Genomic DNA, 17,049 nt, shown 5'->3' with positions numbered 1-17,049 from the left:
TTTAAAGCTTCGCCAGAAGCTCCGGTGTCGGCCAGCCGTCGACCGGCAAGCCTAGCCGCTTCTGCTCCTTGCGGATCGCCTCGCGGGTATTGGTGCCCAGGATGCCGTCGACCGTTCCCACGTCATAGCCTTTGGCCTCGAGCTTTGTCTGCAATGCCCTCATCTGATCGCCGTTGAGGCCGGGTTCGGGATTGCGCGGATCGAATTGCGGCGCACCCGCCAGCCGCGCGGCGAGATTTGCCGCGGTCAGCGCATAGGTGAAGGACTGGTTCCACTCGAGGTAGACGTCGAAATTGTCGTAGACGAGAAAGGCCGGCCCCTTGCGGCCCATGGGCAGCGCGAGGCCTGCCTTTAGGCCGTTGTCGACAAGCGGCGTGCCGTTGGGGTTGGTGACACCCCACTGAGCCCACTGGGTCAGCGGCAGCTTGTTGGTGCGGCCGGTCTGGTCCCATGGCATGTCCTCGGGCACGCGGACTTCCTCGATCCAGGGCTGGTCGCGTTTCCAGCCGCGCGACATGATCTTGTTGGCCGTGGTCATGATCACATCCGGCGCGCTGCTGCGCAGGTCGACCAGACCGTCGCCGTCGCCGTCGATTCCGCGGCCGAGATAGTCGGACGGCAGCATCTGTGTCTGGCCGATTTCCCCCGCCCAGGCGCCGGTGACATCGGCCGGCACGACGCCGCGATCGATGAGGGTCAGCAGCGGCGTGATCTGCGGTCGAAAGAGTTGCGGGCGGCGGCAGTCATGCGAGAGCGTGACCAGTGCGTTCAGCGTGTGGAAATCGCCCTGCACGGCTCCGAAATCGGTTTCCAGCGCCCAGAAGGCGGCGATGATCGGCGGCTGGACGCCGAATTCCTGGTCGGCGCGGGCAAAGACGTCGGCGTATTTTTTCAGATTGGCGGCGCCCTGCTTCAGCCGGTAAGCCGAAATCATCCGGTTCGAGAACTCGATGAAGGTCTGGGTAAAGACGCCCTGGGCGCGGTCGCGCGCCAGCACCTTTTTGTCGGCGGTGGCCTTTTCCAGCGCCTCAAGGCCGGCAGTGCCGACCCCGGCGTTCCTGGCCTCCGCCGCTACACCCTGCTTCCATGCCTCGAAATCGCCGCCGCATTGCTGTGCCACCGCCGGCGCCGCCGTAGCGGCCAGAAGCAGCGCCGCGAGAATTTCCAAGCGCAATCGCATCGCCATCCCCCAAGAAGATCACCAGCGGTTGCAAGCATCCTTCATTTGGCTTGTCGAAAAGCAGGCGGCAGGCCCGCTGTCAACGGGTGTTCTGCCGCAGCCACTTGTTCCAGGCGGCTTCCGTGCCGTTGAACACGTTGATATCGGCCTTGCCGGGGATGCCCGGCACAATACCGGTTCCGGTGTACTGCCAGAAGGTGAACGGGTGACTGCCGTATCTCTTGCGCGGGTGGCCGGCCACCGAACGCAGCCAGTAGGGATAGCCACGGAAGGCCGATAGGCCGTTGTCGTCGAAGAAATCGATCGAGGTGTAGATGATCGGCTTCTTGCCATAGTGTTTTTCGACGATTTCGAGGAATGTGCTCATCTCGCTGCGCACCGTGGCCGCATCGGGCCGCAGCTTGCAGGTCGGCGATTGCGGGTTCCATTCCATGTCGAGAACCGGCGGCATCGCCGAACGGTCTTTGGGCACGTTCTTGATGAACCACCGCGCTTGCGTGGCGGCCGGCGTGCAAAAATAGTAGAAATGATAGGCCGCGCGGGGGATTCCTGAGGCTTTCGTGCGGCTCCAATGCTCGTTGAAATACCCGTCGAAGCGATCGCCGCCTTCCGTCGCCTTGATGAAAACGAAGGAAATGCCGCTGGCCCTGGCCGCCGGCCAATCGACCGAGGTCTGGTATTTCGAGACGTCGGTGCCGTGAACGGCATAGCTCCACGGCGCCCCGCTTTCCCACTTATGGGGGTCGGAGTCGTCAAAACGGGGTGCGCGCACCGTAACGGTCGGGGCGCTCGGCAGCGACGGCGCAAGATGGTCGACGGTCGAGCAGGCGCCCAGCAGCGTCAGCATGATGAAAGCCGCGAAACGGCGCATCGCTACTCCTGAACCGGTTTCAGCCGGCCGCTGATGGGTTGTTGCTGCAGGTGGGCCCCTCGACCGTACCCCCAAGCGATCGCCCCACAGGACCGCTCCCATATTAAAGCGCGCGCTTCGACGCGCTTTAACCTTCGTTTTTTATGCGTGTCGTTATCCCAAAACCGCTGCGCACTTTTGGGCGACACGCATCAGTGATCGCCGATCATGGTTGATATTCCGTTGACGGCGCTCGACAGGAACCGCGATTTTGCCGAAGCAATGGCGGCAAATCGATGGCATAAATGAGCGTCCGGGGGGGGAGTCGGAAAAATGCAGATTGTTCTGAGGCTGGTGAAATGGCTGCTCGGGCTGGCCGTGCTGGCGGTCGCAGCACTCGCCGCCTGGCTTTACATCGCGCCGCCGGAACTGATCCGCGTCGGCTCGGGTTATACGGCCAAGATCGTCTGCTCGAATGTCTTTATCGCCGGACGAGATGCCGACCAGGTGCTCGCCGTCGACGTGCAGGCGCCGGGCCATCCGCTGCTGCGGCTGATGAGGGTCTCCGTCGACAAGGAGCAGGGCACCGTCTCGGCCGGGCTGTTCGGCGTGTTCGGCAAAAGCGTCGCGGTCGTTCGTGACGGGCTCGGCTGTGCTTCGGTTCCGGATGGCGACATCGCCACGGCCAAAGCAGTCGCAGGGCCGGCGCTGACACCGGCGCCGCCGCTCGATGCACTCTGGCCGGAGGGCGACAGGGTCGATGCCTCGCAGAACCCCGAAATCGCGAAAATCCTCGACGACCCTGCAATGACCGGCGCCGGTATGCGGGCGGTGGTAGTAGTCAAGAACGGCCGCATCATCGCCGAGCGTTATGGCGACGGCTTTGCCGAAAAGACGCCGCTGCTTGGCTGGTCGATGACCAAGACGGTAAATGCCGCGATCGTCGGCACGGTGATCAAGGACGGTAAGATGGTGATGACGAACCAGGGCCTGTTCGGACCCTGGAAAGCGGACGGCCGCGCCGCCATCAGTCTCGCCGACATGATGGCGATGTCGAGCGGGCTGGAGTTCAACGAGGATTATGGCGACGTCACAGACGTGACGCGGATGCTCTACCTCGAGCCTGATATGGCGGGCTTTGCCGGATCCAAGTCGCTGACCGGCGAGGTAGGCAAAATGTTTTCCTATTCGAGCGGCACGGCAGTGATGCTGTCGCGGCTCTGGCAGGATGCGATCGGCGACAAGAACAAGGCGCTGGCGTGGCCGAGGGTTGCGCTGTTCGACCCGCTGGGCATGCAGAGCGCGGTGCTGGAGGCCGACGAGTACGGCACCTTCGTCGGCTCGTCCTATCTCTACGCCACCGCGCGCGACTGGGCGCGCTTCGGCCAGTTCCTGCTGCAGGATGGTGTATGGAACGGCCAGCAGATCCTGCCTGGCGGCTTCGTCGCCTGGATGCGGGAAGCCGCACCGGCCTCGAAAGTCTACGGCAGGGGCCAGTTGTGGATCGAGGGGCCGGGCGACGAGCAGAGCCCAGGCGCCGGCATCGCTGCGGGCCTGCCAAGGGATACCTACTGGATGGAAGGCCATGACGGACAGACGGTCGCCATCATTCCCTCGGAGCAGATGGTGATGGTGCGGCTCGGCCTGACGCCGGCCACGTTCGGCTATCGGCCGCAGATCATGGTGGCAGCGCTGGTGAAGGCGCTGCATTAGCTGCTATTTGCGCGGTCTGATCACTGCGACCCACGCATAGCCGCGGTACAGTGTTCTGAATCGAAAGCTTGCAACGATCCGCTCGGATTCCGATGCCATAACCGCGCGCAGGGCCTCACGAGGCTCGACATGGAATTTTCTCAGCCAGCCGCGCAGCAATGTGCCAAACCAGCGGGGCAGGGCCTCCTGTTGGCCGAAATCGACGACGTGCAGCGAGCCGCCAGGTGACAGGGCTGCAAGAGCCGCGCAAACCGTCTTCTCCCAACCTGGGATCATCGACAGCGAATACGAGACAAAAATGCGGTCGAAACTTTCGATAGAGAACAGCGCTTTCGCGTCGAAATCGGTGGCGTCGCCGCGCGCCAGCTTGACGCGGCCGGACAGGCCTTCGCGGGCAATGGCAGCAGTGGCCGTTTCCAGCATTTCGGCCGAAATATCGAGACCGAAGAAGCGGGCGTCGGGATAGCGGCGGGCGGCGAGGACGATGTTGCGGCCGGTGCCGCAGCCGAGTTCGAGCACGGTGCCGCCTGCGGGCACATCGAGCCCTGCGATCAGCCGGTCGCGGCCGAGCAGGTAATATTTGCGGGTCAGGTCGTAGATGTGGCGCTGCCAGCGGTAGACGCCGTCCATCAGCTCGGCGTGCCTAGCCGGCGGTTCGGCGTGCCTAGCCGGCAGTTCGGTCGTGCTCATGCGGCCTGCTTCACATAGAGATGGAAGCCGCCGTAGATGGCCGACCGGTCGCGGGCCGAGAATTCGCGCGACGCCTCGTCCGCATAATTCCACTGGTCGAGCAGCGAATTCGAGACCCGGCCGGGCAACAGGCTGGGTTCGGCCGCGGTGCGGAAGATGACGCGGGCATCAGTCGACGCGGTCCGGGTGATCTCGGCCCACAGCGCATTCAGCTGGTCGTCGGTCATCCAATCCTGTGCGTCGAGCAGGACGAAGCGGTCGACCGAACCGGCATCCTTGCCGGCGAGGAATTCGATCAGATTGGCATGGTGAATGGCGACGCAGTCGACATTGTTGCGGATCGTCTTGTAGTTGCGCTTTTCGAGATAGGCGGGCAGCGCCGCCTCGCCGGGATTGGGATAGCGGCGGGCAAAAGCCTGCCAGGCGAAATAGTTGTTCTGTAGCGGAAAATCGCAGGCGAGCTTTTCCAGCCGGGCCTTCAGGACGCTGGCCATGGTGCCGTCGCCCGAGGTGATCAGCGAATCGTACTGGGCCGGCGGAATGCCGAGGCCGAACAGCGAGGCTTTTCGGGAGGTGGCCCATTTCAGCAACGGCTTTTCGAAGACCGGCGCCAGTTCCTCGTCGAAGAAGCGGCGCTGGTCGGCGAGGCTTTTGGCTTGCATGATGCCGGCCGGATCGACACCGAAGAATTTGGCGGTGCGGTGACCCATGGCGATAAACAGCCCGAGCAGCCCGGTCTGGTAGAAATTACGGTCGAAGACGGCGATGCGGCGACGGCCGAGCCAGTTGCGATGTTCCCAGTAATGGCGGCTGACCGGGTCGAGATGCGGCGCGATGAAGCGGTCGTAGGCTTGCGAATTGTGACGGGTCTCGGCAGCGCCGAAGAAACGGAACAAGTCACCCTGGGACGGCAGATGGCGCACCGCTTCGAGCTTCATCCGGTTCAGCGCGATGTGGGCGGTGTTGAGATCGACGGCGTCGATCCTTTCGGGCGACCGGGTGAGATAGGCGAGGATGTTGCAGCCGCCCGAGGCGATAGTGACGACGCGATGGCCCTGGCCAAGCTGCATCGCGTCGATGTCGACATCGGGGTCTTCCCAGATCTGCGGATAGACGAGGCCGGAAAACAGCAACGCGAAGAGCCGTTCGGAGAGGCCGGCCTTCGACAGCGGGCGGTTCTGGTAGACGGCTTTGCCAACTTCCTTGCCGCGGCGAAAAACCAGTTCTCCGGAAAGATCCGTCATGACAAGGCGATTCCCGTTTGCTCTGGCGCAAGCGGGTAGCGCAGGTGGATGACAGGCGGGTGACAGCTTGTTGAGATGAGCTCAGGCCTCGCCAAATCCGCCTGGCGTCGGTGTCGTCACAATGACGGCTTCACCGGCCTCCAGCACCGTCTGGTCGCACGCCTTCAGGATTTCGACGCGGCCATTCTTGCGGCGGACCGTGGTCGAGCCGGCCTCGCCATCGCCGCCGCCATCCAGGCCTTGCGGCGGGCGATCGCGGTGCGAGGACAGGATGGCGCATTCCATCTTTTCGAGGAAACGGATGGTGCGCTTGGTGCCGTCGCCGGCACTCCATTTGCCTTTGCCGCCGGAGCCTTCGCGGATGTGGAAATCCTCAAGCAGGACGGGAAAGCGCAATTCCAGCACTTCCGGATCGGTCAGGCGCGAATTGGTCATGTGGGTGTGGACGCCGGAGGTGCCGGCAAAGCCGCGGCCGGAGTTCATCCTGCCTGCCGGCGAGCCGGAGCAGATCGTCTCGTAATACTGGTACTGCTTGTTGCCGAAGGTGAGGTTGTTCATCGTGCCTTGCGCGTTGGCCATCGCGCCCATGGCGCCGAACAGCGCATTCGTGACATGCTGGGAGGTCTCGACATTGCCGGCGACGACCGCCGCCGGATAGGCGGGTTTCAGCATCGAGCCATCGGGGATGATGATGTTGATGGGTCTCAGACACCCGGCATTCATCGGGATCATGTCCTCGACCATGACGCGGAAGACATAGAGCACGGCTGCGCGGGCAACCGGCTCGGGGGCGTTAAAATTGTTCTTCATGACCGGCGAGGTACCGGTGAAGTCGACAGTCGCCTCACGCTTTTTCCGGTCGACCGAGATCTTCACCTTGATGACTTGGCCGGAGTCGGTCGGATACTCGTATACGGAACTGTCGGGCAGTCGCTCCAGTACACGGCGCACGCTTTCGGCAGCATTGTCCTGGACGTGACCCATGTAGGCCTCAACGACGTCGAGGCCGAAATGCGCGACCATCTTGCGAAGTTCGGCGACGCCCTTTTCGTTAGCGGCAATCTGCGCCTTGAGGTCTGCGATGTTCTGATGCGGATTGCGTGCCGGGTAGGGGTGGTCGGTGAGCAACGTCTCCAGTTCCTTCTCGCGGAACCGGCCGCGATCGACGATGCGGAAATTGTCGAACAGCACGCCTTCCTCGTCGACCGTGGTGGCGAGCGGCGTCATCGAGCCAGGCGCGGTGCCACCGATGTCGGCATGATGACCGCGTGAAGCGACGTAGAAGAGGATTTTTGGCGATTGGCCGATCTCCCCCCCTGTGGGGGAGATGCCCGGCAGGGCAGAGGGGGGCAACGTCGAGCGCTCAGCTTCGCGATACACCGCCTCGCCAATTGGAGGCGTTGGCGGGGCAGCGCCCCCCTCTGTCGGCTTCGCCGACATCTCCCCCACAAGGGGGGAGATTGGTCGCTCTTCCTCAAACACCGGCGTCACCACGGTGATATCAGGCAGATGCGTGCCGCCATTATAAGGCGCATTCAATGCAAAGAGGTCGCCGGGGTGAATGTCGCCCGAGTTGAGCCGGATGATGGTTTCCACCGAACGGTCCATGGAGCCGAGATGCACCGGCATGTGCGGCGCGTTGGCGACCAGCGCGCCATTGCGGTCGAAGACGGCGCAGGAGAAATCCAGCCTTTCCTTGATGTTGACGGAGTAGGCGGTGTTCTGCAGCGTCACGCCCATCTGCTCGGCGATCGACATGAACAGGTTGTTGAAGACCTCCAGCATGACCGGATCGGCTTCGGTGCCGAGCGCTGCCTGCCGGCGCTTTTTCTCGACGCGGCGCAAAAGCACATGGTTCTTGGCGGTGATTTCGGCTTGCCAGCCCGGTTCGACGACGATGGTCTGGTTCGGTTCGATGACCAGGGCAGGACCGGCAACGCGGTGCCCCGGCTTGAGCGCCTCGCGGCGAAAGATGCCGGCGTGACGCCAGATGCCGTCGGCGAAGATTTGCCGTTTCTCCGAAGGGCTTGGGCTTATGTCCTCAAGAACTGAATCGCTTTCCTCGCAGCCGGCGTCGCCGGTGTCGGTGCCTTCGACGCCGACCGATTCGACGATCATCGGCTTTTTGTCATAGACGAAGCCGAACTGCGCCTTGTGGGCCGTTTCGAAATCGCTCTTGGCTCGTGAAATCGAGCGGTGCTCGAAATTCACCGGCAGTGCGGTGTCGGTGCCGTCATAGCGGACCTGCAGCACCGGTTTCGAGGCGACGGTGTCCTCGGCGATGCCTTGGGCGGCGAGCTCGTCGATGACGGCTTTGCGCAATGTCGCGATAAGCTCGTCGATCGCCGGCTTGGAGTCTTCCGCCAGTGGTTTCAGCAGCGCCTGCTGGCGCGACGAAAAAGTCGAGGACAACCCAATGCCATAAGCCGACAGCAGGCCCGAGAACGGATGGATCAGCACCGCTTCCATGCCGAGTGCGTCGGCAACGAGGCAGGCGTGCTGGCCGCCGGCGCCACCAAAACAGTTCAAGAGATATTCGGTAACGTCGTAGCCGCGCTGCACGGAAATCTTCTTGATCGCGTTGGCCATGTTTTCGACGGCGATGGTGACGAACCCTTCGGCCACCGCCTCCGGCGTGTGGCCGTCGCCGATTTCGGCGGCGAGTACTGCGAATTTTTCGCGCACGGTTTGCACGTCGAGCGGCTCGTTCTGGCCGGGTCCAAAAATGGCCGGGAAGAAGTCGGGCTGCAGCTTGCCCAGCATGACATTGGCGTCGGTGACGGCCAGCGGGCCGCCGCGCCGGTACGCGGCCGGGCCAGGATTGGCGCCGGCCGAATCTGGCCCGGCGCGGAAGCGGCCGGCCTCGTAATGCAGGATCGAGCCGCCGCCGGCGGCGACGGTATGGATGCGCATCATTGGCGCGCGGATGCGCACGCCGGCAACCTCGGTGTCGAAGGCGCGCTCATAGTCGCCGTCATAATGGGCGACGTCGGTGGATGTGCCGCCCATGTCGAAGCCGATGACCTTGTCGAAACCAGCGAGTTTCGCCGTCTCGACCATGCCGACGACGCCGCCGGCCGGACCGGACAGCAACGCGTCCTTGCCCTGGAACATATCGGCGGCGGTGAGACCGCCCGACGACATCATGAACATGAGGCGGGGGGATTCCCTCCCCCTCGATGGGAGGGTGGCGGCGAAGCCGCCGGGTGGGGTCGTTGCGGCAGTGCTCGACGTTCCTTGGGGCCTCGCGCTGCCTTGGGCGACCCCCTCTGGCCGCTTCGCGGCCATCTCCCCCTCGAGGGGGGAGAAAACGCCCAGCTCTTCCGCCACCCTCTGCACATAGCGCGACAGGATCGGCGACAGATAGGCATCGACCACGGTGGTGTCGCCGCGTCCGACCAGCTTGATGAGTGGCGAGACCTCGTGGCTGACCGAGACTTGGCGAAACCGCAGTTTTCTGCAGACTTTTGCAACCGCCTTTTCGTGGTCGGGATATTTCCAGGCATGCATGAAGACGATCGCCACGGCGTCGATGCCGTCGGCCTTGGCCTGTTCGATGGCTGGGCGCACGGCGGCGATGTCGAGCAGCCGATCGACGCAGCCGTCGGCGCGCACGCGCTCGTCGACCTCGATGACGCGCTCGTAGAGTTGTTCGGGAAGAATGATCTCCTTGGCGAAGATGTCGGGCCGCGCCTGATAGGCGATCCTCAGCGCGTCGCGAAATCCCCTGGTGATGAGCAGCAGCACGCGGTCGCCCTTGCGCTCCAGAAGCGCGTTGGTGGCAACGGTAGTGCCCATCTTGATGTCGCCGATCAGGCCGGACGGGATCGGCGCGCCGGATTTTAATTCGAGCAGATCGCGAATGCCCTGGATGGCGGCGTCGGTATAGGCTTCAGGATTTTCGGAAAGCAGCTTGCGCGGGTGCAGCCCGCCTTCCGGGTCACGGCCGATGACATCGGTGAAGGTGCCGCCGCGGTCGATCCAGAAATCCCATTTGGCGGTCACGGCAGCTCTCCCAGGCATTTTATTGATTCAATATGTTAATTCGCCATGGCTTGGTGTTAGTTCGCCAGGGCTTCGCCGGCAACGGCAAAAGCAGGTGATGTTACATGCGGAAACGCAACGTTATGAAACTCATAAGCGCCTGATGCATTCTGTCCTCGCTCGTCACCCGGTAGCGGGGGGCGTGATTAGAGGAGAGATGTCATGAAGAAACTCGTTCTTGCGTCGGTTTCGGCGCTTGCCCTGCTTGGCGTTGCGGCTTGCAGCGACAGCGGCACGGGCGGGGACGCCACAACCACGCAGAGCACCAATCCGCCGGCGAACGAACAGCCGATGCAGCCGGCTCCTGACGCGACCAAGCCGGCCGAGCCGGCTCCGGCTGCGCCGGCGCAGTAGTTCTCAGGTGATGAACAGAAGGCCGGCATCATGCCGGCCTTCTGACTTCAGGACACGCTCCTTGCGGCCGCCGCCGCAAGCGCAGTTTCGCCCGTTACTTTTTCGCCCAGCAGAAGGGGTCGAATGGCAAGGCGACGAAGGCTGGCAGTTTCGCTCGCTGTGGCCGCCGCTGCCGCCTGCTGATTTTCCATGATCGACGGTTACGCCAGCTGGTCAGGCGGCCGCGAAATAGGCTGCCCTGCGGCATTGTCTTCGCTTGATAGCGGTGGCCAGTTAGCCCTAATAGGTGCCCATGTCGATTTGGGATCGCCTTGGCGACTTCATCACGCGCGTTTCGTCCTCAACCTCGTCCGGCGTCGCCGACGTGGTCGAGGCTGTGCGCACGGTTTTCTCCGGCGACCCGGATCTGCGCCGCCGCGTCGCCTTCTCGGTAGCGATGATCGCGCTGTCGGCCAAGATGGCCAAGGCCGACGGCATCGTCACGCAGGACGAGGTGCGCGCCTTCCAGCAGATATTCGAAGTGCCGAAGGACCAAACGCGCAATGTGGCGCGGCTCTACGATCTGGCCAAGCGCGACATTGCCGGGTTCGAGACCTATGCCGCGCGCATGGCGCAGCTTTGCGGCTCCGGTCATTCGAACTGCACGATGCTGGAGGACATTCTCGACGGGCTGTTCCACATCGCCAAGGCCGACGGGCTGGTCCACGAGCGCGAAGGGCAGTTCCTGCATCGTATTGCCGAGATCTTCCGGATCGAGGAGGCGCATTACCAGAGCATTCTGGCCCGGCACGTCGACCTGGGTGCGGCCGATCCCTATGTCGTGCTTGGCATCGAGCGGGGAAAAACGTTCGAGGAGGTCAGGAGGCGTTATCGCAAGCTGGTTTCGGACAACCATCCCGACCGGCTGATCGCACGCGGGCTGCCGCAGGAATTCATCAAGATCGCAACGAGCAGGATAGCGGCGATCAACGCGGCCTATGAGATGATCGAACGAGGCCTGCGGCACGCATGAGCGGCTTCCCGCCCGACGAGCCGAGCGCCGAGGTAAGGGTATCGCCGAATTTCGGTCCACGACGCGAGAAGCCCGACATGATCGTGCTGCACTACACCGGGATGGAGACTGGCGCGGGCGCCGAAGCATGGCTGTGCGATCCGGCCAGCGAGGTTTCGTCCCATTATCTCGTCCATGAGGACGGCCGCATCGTCCAGATGGTCAGGGAAAGCGACCGTGCCTGGCATGCCGGCAAGAGTTCCTGGTTCGGGCGCAGCGACATCAACTCCTGTTCGCTCGGCATCGAGATCGTCAATCCGGGGCATTCGCTGGGCTATCGGAATTTTCCGAAACCGCAGATCGATGCCGTCATCGGCCTGTGCAAGGGAATTGTTCAGCGCCATACGATTCCAGCTCAACGGGTGCTCGCCCATTCCGACGTGGCGCCGGGACGCAAGATCGACCCCGGCGAGAAATTCCCTTGGAAAGCGCTGTTCGAGGCCGGTGTCGGCCATCTCGTCCAAGCGGCACCCCTCAGGCGCGGCGCGGTGCTGAAGGCCGGCGATGCGAATGCCGAGGTCGAGGCGTTGCAAGCGATGCTGGCGCTCTACGGTTATGGCGTAGAGATATCAGGCAATTTTGACCGGCATACCGAAATCGTGGTCGAGGCTTTTCAACGGCATTTCCGCCAACGCAAAGTGGATGGCGTGGCCGACGGATCGACAATCCGCACACTGGAAAGGCTGCTTGCTTCCGTGAGGGCAGTTCCGCCCAAGTAGTCTTTTCCTAGCTGTTCAGTTACAGCCTGTCACTCAAAGTGACTTGCCTCGCCTTTTTTGCCGCCAATTCGGCCGTCAAAGGCGATCCGTGCAAATTGTCGGACCTACAGCTCCCAGATGTTCCGATGTTGATTTAGCGTAGCTGCGTGAAGTTCTTCGCGCGGTTCAAACAGAACAGGATCCCATGCAGAAATTGACCGTTTTAACGGCAGCTGTTGCTGCCGGCGTAATGACTTTTGCCATCGGTGCCGCCAATGGCGCGCCGCTGAGCCAGCGGGCCGACCAGGGTTTCATTACCGTGTCCGATAAAACCGCCACGCCGAAAGCCGGCCAAGATGCAAAGGAAAAAAGGACAGCCTCCGCAAAGGCGGTAAAAGCTGCTGCGGTAAAGGTGAAAAAGCCAGCATCCGCAAAGGCGGAAAAAGCTGGGGTAAGGGTAAACAAGCCAGCCTCCGCAAAAAATGCAGTCTCCAAACGGCACGTGAAGCGCAACAGGACCCGCATCGACCAGGCGACGACGGCGTCGATCGGCGGGAAAAGCCGGGCGGCGGCGCCGAACGCGGCGGCCGCTGGCGGCAGTGGCCAGTATTCGGCGATCATCGAGCGTCATGCCGCCAGCAATGGTGTGCCGGTCTCGCTCGCCAAGGCCGTCATCATGATCGAAAGCAGCTTCCGGCCGAACCAGGTCGGCAGCGCCGGTGAGATCGGCCTGATGCAGATCAAGCCGTCGACGGCGCGGATGATGGGTTACAGCGGCTCGATCAAGGGCCTCTACGATCCCGAGACCAACATCAAATACGGCATGAAATACCTCGCCATGGCGCACAACCTCGGCGGCGGCACGACCTGCGGCACGATTCTCAAATACAACGCCGGCCATGGCGCCAAGCGGATGAACCCGATTTCCGCGGCCTATTGCGGCAAGGTCAAGGTGCAGTTGGCCGCGCTTGGAGCGCCGGCGTAATAAGCCCGAACCTGCTTTTTTCTTGCGTTTTCGGCCTTGAACCCCTTTATACGCCTTGCCAGCTGGCCGGGCGGCCGCACCCGCGAAGCCGAAAGGCTGCGGGTGAGGAAAGTCCGGGCTCCATGGAGACACGGTGCCGGTTAATGGCCGGCGGGGGCGACCCTAGGGAAAGTGCCACAGAAAGCAAACCGCCACGGTTTTACCGTGGTAAGGGTGAAAGGGTGGGGTAAGAGCCCACCGCGCGACTGGCAACAGGAGCGGCACGGTAAACCCCACCGGGAGTAAGACCGAATAGGGACGGTGCGAGGGGAAACCTCGAGGGCTGTTTCCGGCTCACCGTCCGGGTAGGTTGCGTGAGGCGCATGGCAACATGCGCCCAAGATGAATGGCCGCCACGTTCTCGCGCCGCAGGGGGCGAGGGCCATACAGAACCCGGCTTACAGGCCAGCTGGCAATTTCTTCCAGATACTACAAGGAAATCCCCTGATATCAGCAGGTTGCGTCTTCGGGCGCGCCTGCTGGTTCAGGCGCATTGCTACTGAACAGGCATTGCTGGGCAGTGGGCGTACAGCGTTTCTTGAAGTCGGTGCGATTAATCGTACCATATAGGCGCGGGCAATATCAGGAGCGCATTATGGGTCAGGTCGACAAACGCAGCATCAGGCTTTCGCCGGAACTGGCGGGGGCGGTCGACGTTGTGGTCGCCGCCGGCGAATATGCTCGGCTAGCGAGGTGATCCGCGACGCGCTCAGGCAATGGAAGGACCGCCGCGACCTGCACGGCTATACGGTCGAGGAGTTGCGCAAGCTGGTGCAGGAGGGAATTGACAGCGGACCGGGTCGGTTTGCGTCGATCGACGAAATCAAGGCCGAAGCGCGCAGACGATTGAAATCCGATAACGCGGCATGACTTTGCTGCCCATCATCCGAACTGCAATGCAGAAGAGGATTTGATCGCGACCTGGCTCCATGTCGCGCGACGACGAGGCTGTAGCGGACCGGCTGCTCGACCGGAAGCCCGCTGGCAGCAACTGGCGACCTATCCCTTCTCAGGCGCACCGCGCGAAGACATTCGCCCGGCATCCGCCATCTGGTCGTCGGCGAGTATCTCACCTTGTATCGTGTCAGCGAGGATGCAGTCGAGATCCTGCGCGTGCTGCATGGCCGGCGCAAAATCGAAGCCGACGATCTGGCTTCGTGATCGGTTCGTTCAGCCGCCGATACCGTTCAGCGACGCTTCGATCGCCTGCCAAAGCTCTTCCACCGGTTCGCAGCCGACCGACAGGCGAACGAAGCCGGGCGGAACAGCGTCTCCTCTTTTTGCTCGCCGTTCCGCCGACGTATGCACGCCTCCGAACGACGTCGCCGCCTGCATCAATAAGCAGTTGTTGATGAAATCCTCGGCCTTGTCCTCCGATGCCAGCACAAACGAGATGAGAAAGCCGAAGCGCTCCATCTGGGCGCGGGCGAGATTGTGCGAAGGGTCGCCTACCAGACCCGGAAAGCGCAAGCCGCTGATCGCACGATGGCTCTCCAGACGCCGCGCTATCACCTCGGCGGAAGAACACATGCGGTCGAAACGCACGTCGAGCGTTTCCAAGCCGCGATGCACAAGCCACGCCTCGAACGGCCCGGGAATGGCGCCCGACGTCTCGCGCCAGCCGGACACGGCGGCGATGATGTCGGCATTGCGGCTGGCGACATGGCCGAACAGCACGTCGGAATGGCCATTGGGTGCCTTGGTGTCGGCGGCAATGACGATGTCGGCGCCGAGATCGAGCGGGCGTTGGCCGAAGGGCGTCATTGTCGTGTTGTCGACCACCAGAATCGCCCCCGCTTTGTGCGCCGCTTCGGCGACAGCCGTAATGTCGCAGATATCCAGTCCCGGATTGGCGGGAGTTTCGACGAAGGCCAGTCGATATCCATCGAAGCCGCCGTCGAGGAAAGTCGATGTCGGCCGGACATCGTGGGCGACGCCGAAAGGTTTTAGGAAACCCTCCGCCAGGGCCCGCGTGGTGTGATAGCCGTCTGACGGCAGCAGGATACGGTCGCCGGATTTGAGCAATCCAAAAAACACCGCCGAGATTGCAGCCATTCCAGAGGGGAAGGCGACGCATGGCGCCCCTTCCAGATGCGCCAGCATGTGTTCGACCGCGTCCCAGGTCGGATTGCTGAAGCGGCCATATTGATCGAACCCGGTGGCGTCGCCGGGTGCATGATAAATGGCGGCCATAGTTAGCGGCAGGGGAATTGGGTCGCCCATGGTGAGCCTGCCGCGACGCAGATGGGGAAGTGCCGCGGCGCGCGATCTGGCTGTTTCGGACATGGATTTCAACCTTGTTTCTGACCGAGAAAAGAATCTGTTTCTGACCGGGAAAACACGGGCTGACGCTATGCGCGGTGGCGATCCGCGGCAAGCCGCCTTCGGTAGGCCAGGCGCTCTAAACGCTTCGTTAGGCTTAATGGAGCATAAAGACGGGAGTGCCGTCAGAGCTGCTCTCATCGGTTGTGGCGCGCGCGTTTGTGAAGCCTATTCCCGTTGACGCCCATAGCGCCCCATGATATCCCATTTCGATATTCAAGCCTTCGTTCCGCGTCAGGGTGAAGCGTACGCCAATCGGGCAGCCGCGGCGGCTGCGCGTTCGCCTGTTTTCGCCTTTCAGAACGAAGTGAGTTTTGGGCAGGGACCGCGCCGCGGCGGCGCGGGCGGGAAGATGCAGAGGGGTGCGGCGGCGCAAGCGGCCGTAACGCGTAATGGACCGGTTTCTGTCAAGCGCGGTGAACAGGATCGATGCGAAGGGGCGGGTGTCCGTTCCAGCGCATTTCCGTGCGGTTGTGCAGAAACGCGGCTATTCGGAACTCTATGCGCTGCGCTGCCTGGACCGTCCGGCGATGGATGTCGGCGGGCTCGACCTGCTCGACCGCTACGAGCAGCGCATCGCGCAGGAAGATCCTTTCCTGCAGGCGGCGGACGACATGTCGTTCTTCTGCCATGGCGATGGAACCTTTCTCAAGCTCGATCAGGACGGCCGCATCTCGATGACCGATTTCATCCGCGAGCACACCGGCATTTCCGCGGAAGCAGCGTTTGTCGGCCGCGGCAATTTCTTTCAGATCTGGGAACCTGGACGGCTCGCCGCCTATGGGGCGGAAGCACGCGCCCGGCTTTTGCAGCTTCGGCAGGGGACGAAGCCTGGGGAGCGGCCGGAATGATGGCGGGCTACGGCGATGACCCTCACGCCGCTGGCGGACCGGCCCGTCACATTCCGGTCCTCCTTGCCGAAGTGCTGGAGGCGCTTTCGCCTAAAGCGGGCGAGGTGATCGTCGACGGCACCTTCGGCGCCGGCGGCTACACCAAAGCCATTCTGGCATGCGGCGCCTCGGTCGTCGCCATCGACCGCGATCCGGATGCGATTGCTACCGGTCGTGCCCTCGAACAACAATCGGGCGGCAGGCTCCGGCTTGTTCAGGCGTCATTCTCGACGTTGGATGAGCATGTCGAAAGCGCCGAGGGTGTCGCGCTCGACATCGGCATCTCATCCATGCAGATCGACCAGGCGGAGCGCGGTTTTTCGTTCCGGGCCGACGGACCGCTCGATATGCGCATGGCCCAGGCTGGTCTCAGCGCCGCCGATGTCGTCAACAGCTTCAAAGTGGGCGACCTTGCCCGCATCTTCGGGTTCCTTGGCGAAGAGCGCCATGCCGGCCGCATCGCCCGCATGATCGAAAGCCGTCGCGAAAAACATGCGTTCGAGCGCACGCTCGACCTTGCCGATGCCATCGAGACGCATGTCGGCCGCGCGCCGAAGGACAAGATCCATCCGGCGACCCGCGTCTTCCAGGCGCTGCGCATTTTCGTCAACGACGAACTCGGCGAACTGGCCAAAGCGCTGTTTGCAGCTGAACGCGTGCTGAAGCCGGGCGGGCGGCTGGCCGTCGTGACGTTCCACTCCCTGGAAGACCGCATCGTCAAACGCTTCATCGCCGATCGCGCCGATGCGGCATCCGGATCGCGGCACCTGCCCGAGGCGCAGGCGCGCAGCGCCACCTTCAAAAAGGTGGGCAGCGGCGTGACGCCTGATGAGGCCGAGATATCAGCCAATCCGCGGGCGCGCTCGGCAAGGCTGCGCGCTGCGATCCGCACCGACGCACCGCCGCGCACCGGCGACTTTTCGATTTTCGGGCTTCCAAAGCTTCCTGAGCCAAAACTTCCCGGCGTCAATTGGCCGGGAGAGAGGTGA

The 17,049-nt window shown here is 62.9% G+C and carries 15 protein-coding genes and 1 other RNA gene; 10 read left to right on the top strand and 6 right to left on the bottom strand.

Annotated elements, in window-relative coordinates:
• Nucleotide 1: 1 nt before the first annotated feature.
• Both ACWUKX_RS05900 and ACWUKX_RS05895 read right to left on the bottom strand, forming a co-directional pair.
• Nucleotides 2–1,180 carry a lytic murein transglycosylase gene (locus ACWUKX_RS05900; RefSeq protein WP_456004775.1) on the bottom strand — a complete coding sequence of 393 codons (1,179 nt, stop codon included), beginning with the start codon at nucleotides 1,178–1,180 and terminating at the stop codon, nucleotides 2–4.
• A 79-nt stretch (nucleotides 1,181–1,259) separates the two neighbouring features.
• A complete protein-coding gene (locus tag ACWUKX_RS05895) occupies nucleotides 1,260–2,051 on the bottom strand; it encodes a glycoside hydrolase family 25 protein (protein WP_456004772.1) in 792 nt (263 codons plus the stop codon).
• Between the two features lie 312 nt (nucleotides 2,052–2,363).
• On the opposite strand from ACWUKX_RS05895, the gene ACWUKX_RS05890 reads away from it, so the two are divergent.
• Nucleotides 2,364–3,743: a serine hydrolase domain-containing protein gene (locus ACWUKX_RS05890; protein ID WP_456004770.1), complete on the top strand. Its 1,380-nt coding sequence runs from the start codon at nucleotides 2,364–2,366 to the stop codon at nucleotides 3,741–3,743.
• A 3-nt stretch (nucleotides 3,744–3,746) separates the two neighbouring features.
• Here the strand turns inward: ACWUKX_RS05890 and ACWUKX_RS05885 are convergent, their stop codons facing one another.
• From ACWUKX_RS05885 to ACWUKX_RS05875, 3 genes are all read right to left on the bottom strand, one after another.
• Nucleotides 3,747–4,433, bottom strand: coding sequence for a class I SAM-dependent methyltransferase (locus ACWUKX_RS05885; protein WP_456004767.1), 687 nt, complete (start codon nucleotides 4,431–4,433; stop codon nucleotides 3,747–3,749).
• Nucleotides 4,430–5,677, bottom strand: coding sequence for a DUF3419 family protein (locus tag ACWUKX_RS05880; RefSeq protein WP_456004765.1), 1,248 nt, complete (start codon nucleotides 5,675–5,677; stop codon nucleotides 4,430–4,432). Before ACWUKX_RS05880 ends, ACWUKX_RS05885 begins: the two co-directional genes overlap by 4 nt.
• 81 nt (nucleotides 5,678–5,758) lie before the next feature.
• Nucleotides 5,759–9,682, bottom strand: coding sequence for a hydantoinase B/oxoprolinase family protein (locus ACWUKX_RS05875; protein WP_456004762.1), 3,924 nt, complete (start codon nucleotides 9,680–9,682; stop codon nucleotides 5,759–5,761).
• A gap of 201 nt (nucleotides 9,683–9,883) precedes the next feature.
• Between ACWUKX_RS05875 and ACWUKX_RS05870 the strand changes: the two genes are divergently transcribed.
• The 7 genes from ACWUKX_RS05870 to ACWUKX_RS05840 all read left to right on the top strand — a co-directional run bounded on the left by ACWUKX_RS05870 (nucleotide 9,884) and on the right by ACWUKX_RS05840 (nucleotide 14,009).
• Nucleotides 9,884–10,075, top strand: coding sequence for a hypothetical protein (locus ACWUKX_RS05870; RefSeq protein ID WP_456004759.1), 192 nt, complete (start codon nucleotides 9,884–9,886; stop codon nucleotides 10,073–10,075).
• A 292-nt stretch (nucleotides 10,076–10,367) separates the two neighbouring features.
• A complete protein-coding gene (locus tag ACWUKX_RS05865) occupies nucleotides 10,368–11,087 on the top strand; it encodes a TerB family tellurite resistance protein (RefSeq protein ID WP_456004756.1) in 720 nt (239 codons plus the stop codon).
• Nucleotides 11,084–11,845 carry an N-acetylmuramoyl-L-alanine amidase gene (locus ACWUKX_RS05860; protein ID WP_456004754.1) on the top strand — a complete coding sequence of 254 codons (762 nt, stop codon included), beginning with the start codon at nucleotides 11,084–11,086 and terminating at the stop codon, nucleotides 11,843–11,845. The genes ACWUKX_RS05865 and ACWUKX_RS05860 overlap by 4 nt, the downstream gene beginning before the upstream one ends.
• Nucleotides 11,846–12,029: 184 nt before the next feature.
• Nucleotides 12,030–12,809 (top strand): lytic transglycosylase domain-containing protein, encoded by a 780-nt coding sequence (locus ACWUKX_RS05855; RefSeq protein ID WP_456004751.1) that lies wholly within the window; start codon nucleotides 12,030–12,032, stop codon nucleotides 12,807–12,809.
• A gap of 58 nt (nucleotides 12,810–12,867) precedes the next feature.
• An RNA gene (gene rnpB, locus ACWUKX_RS05850) (RNase P RNA component class A) lies at nucleotides 12,868–13,265 on the top strand.
• A 276-nt stretch (nucleotides 13,266–13,541) separates the two neighbouring features.
• Nucleotides 13,542–13,718 (top strand): ribbon-helix-helix domain-containing protein, encoded by a 177-nt coding sequence (locus ACWUKX_RS05845; protein WP_456004748.1) that lies wholly within the window; start codon nucleotides 13,542–13,544, stop codon nucleotides 13,716–13,718.
• A gap of 204 nt (nucleotides 13,719–13,922) precedes the next feature.
• Complete coding sequence (locus tag ACWUKX_RS05840) at nucleotides 13,923–14,009, top strand: hypothetical protein (RefSeq protein WP_245316283.1); 87 nt, start codon at nucleotides 13,923–13,925, stop codon at nucleotides 14,007–14,009.
• A gap of 9 nt (nucleotides 14,010–14,018) precedes the next feature.
• Here ACWUKX_RS05840 and ACWUKX_RS05835 read toward each other — a convergent pair whose 3' ends face one another.
• Complete coding sequence (locus ACWUKX_RS05835) at nucleotides 14,019–15,134, bottom strand: cystathionine gamma-lyase (RefSeq protein ID WP_456004745.1); 1,116 nt, start codon at nucleotides 15,132–15,134, stop codon at nucleotides 14,019–14,021.
• 428 nt (nucleotides 15,135–15,562) lie between these two features.
• On the opposite strand from ACWUKX_RS05835, the gene mraZ reads away from it, so the two are divergent.
• Together mraZ and rsmH are read left to right on the top strand one after the other, a co-directional pair.
• Nucleotides 15,563–16,021, top strand: coding sequence for a division/cell wall cluster transcriptional repressor MraZ (gene mraZ / locus ACWUKX_RS05830; protein WP_029351472.1), 459 nt, complete (start codon nucleotides 15,563–15,565; stop codon nucleotides 16,019–16,021).
• Entirely contained in the window at nucleotides 16,018–17,049 is a 1,032-nt protein-coding gene (gene rsmH, locus ACWUKX_RS05825) for a 16S rRNA (cytosine(1402)-N(4))-methyltransferase RsmH (protein WP_456004742.1), read from the top strand. Before mraZ ends, rsmH begins: the two co-directional genes overlap by 4 nt.

The organism is Mesorhizobium sp. f-mel (assembly GCF_053850215.1).
Note: the sequence above shows the minus strand (reverse complement) of the source record. Positions and strands in the feature narration are given on the sequence as shown.

What these genes read in the sequence shown, in the direction of transcription:
- ACWUKX_RS05835 (WP_456004745.1), bottom strand. Translation starts at nt 15,134, where the DNA reads ATGTCCGAAACAGCCAGATCGCGCGCCGCGGCACTTCCCCATCTGCGT.
- ACWUKX_RS05855 (WP_456004751.1), top strand. Translation starts at nt 12,030, where the DNA reads ATGCAGAAATTGACCGTTTTAACGGCAGCTGTTGCTGCCGGCGTAATG.
- mraZ (WP_029351472.1), top strand. Translation starts at nt 15,563, where the DNA reads ATGGACCGGTTTCTGTCAAGCGCGGTGAACAGGATCGATGCGAAGGGG.
- ACWUKX_RS05860 (WP_456004754.1), top strand. Translation starts at nt 11,084, where the DNA reads ATGAGCGGCTTCCCGCCCGACGAGCCGAGCGCCGAGGTAAGGGTATCG.
- ACWUKX_RS05895 (WP_456004772.1), bottom strand. Translation starts at nt 2,051, where the DNA reads ATGCGCCGTTTCGCGGCTTTCATCATGCTGACGCTGCTGGGCGCCTGC.
- ACWUKX_RS05865 (WP_456004756.1), top strand. Translation starts at nt 10,368, where the DNA reads ATGTCGATTTGGGATCGCCTTGGCGACTTCATCACGCGCGTTTCGTCC.
- ACWUKX_RS05870 (WP_456004759.1), top strand. Translation starts at nt 9,884, where the DNA reads ATGAAGAAACTCGTTCTTGCGTCGGTTTCGGCGCTTGCCCTGCTTGGC.
- rsmH (WP_456004742.1), top strand. Translation starts at nt 16,018, where the DNA reads ATGATGGCGGGCTACGGCGATGACCCTCACGCCGCTGGCGGACCGGCC.
- ACWUKX_RS05880 (WP_456004765.1), bottom strand. Translation starts at nt 5,677, where the DNA reads ATGACGGATCTTTCCGGAGAACTGGTTTTTCGCCGCGGCAAGGAAGTT.
- ACWUKX_RS05900 (WP_456004775.1), bottom strand. Translation starts at nt 1,180, where the DNA reads ATGCGATTGCGCTTGGAAATTCTCGCGGCGCTGCTTCTGGCCGCTACG.
- ACWUKX_RS05890 (WP_456004770.1), top strand. Translation starts at nt 2,364, where the DNA reads ATGCAGATTGTTCTGAGGCTGGTGAAATGGCTGCTCGGGCTGGCCGTG.
- ACWUKX_RS05885 (WP_456004767.1), bottom strand. Translation starts at nt 4,433, where the DNA reads ATGAGCACGACCGAACTGCCGGCTAGGCACGCCGAACCGCCGGCTAGG.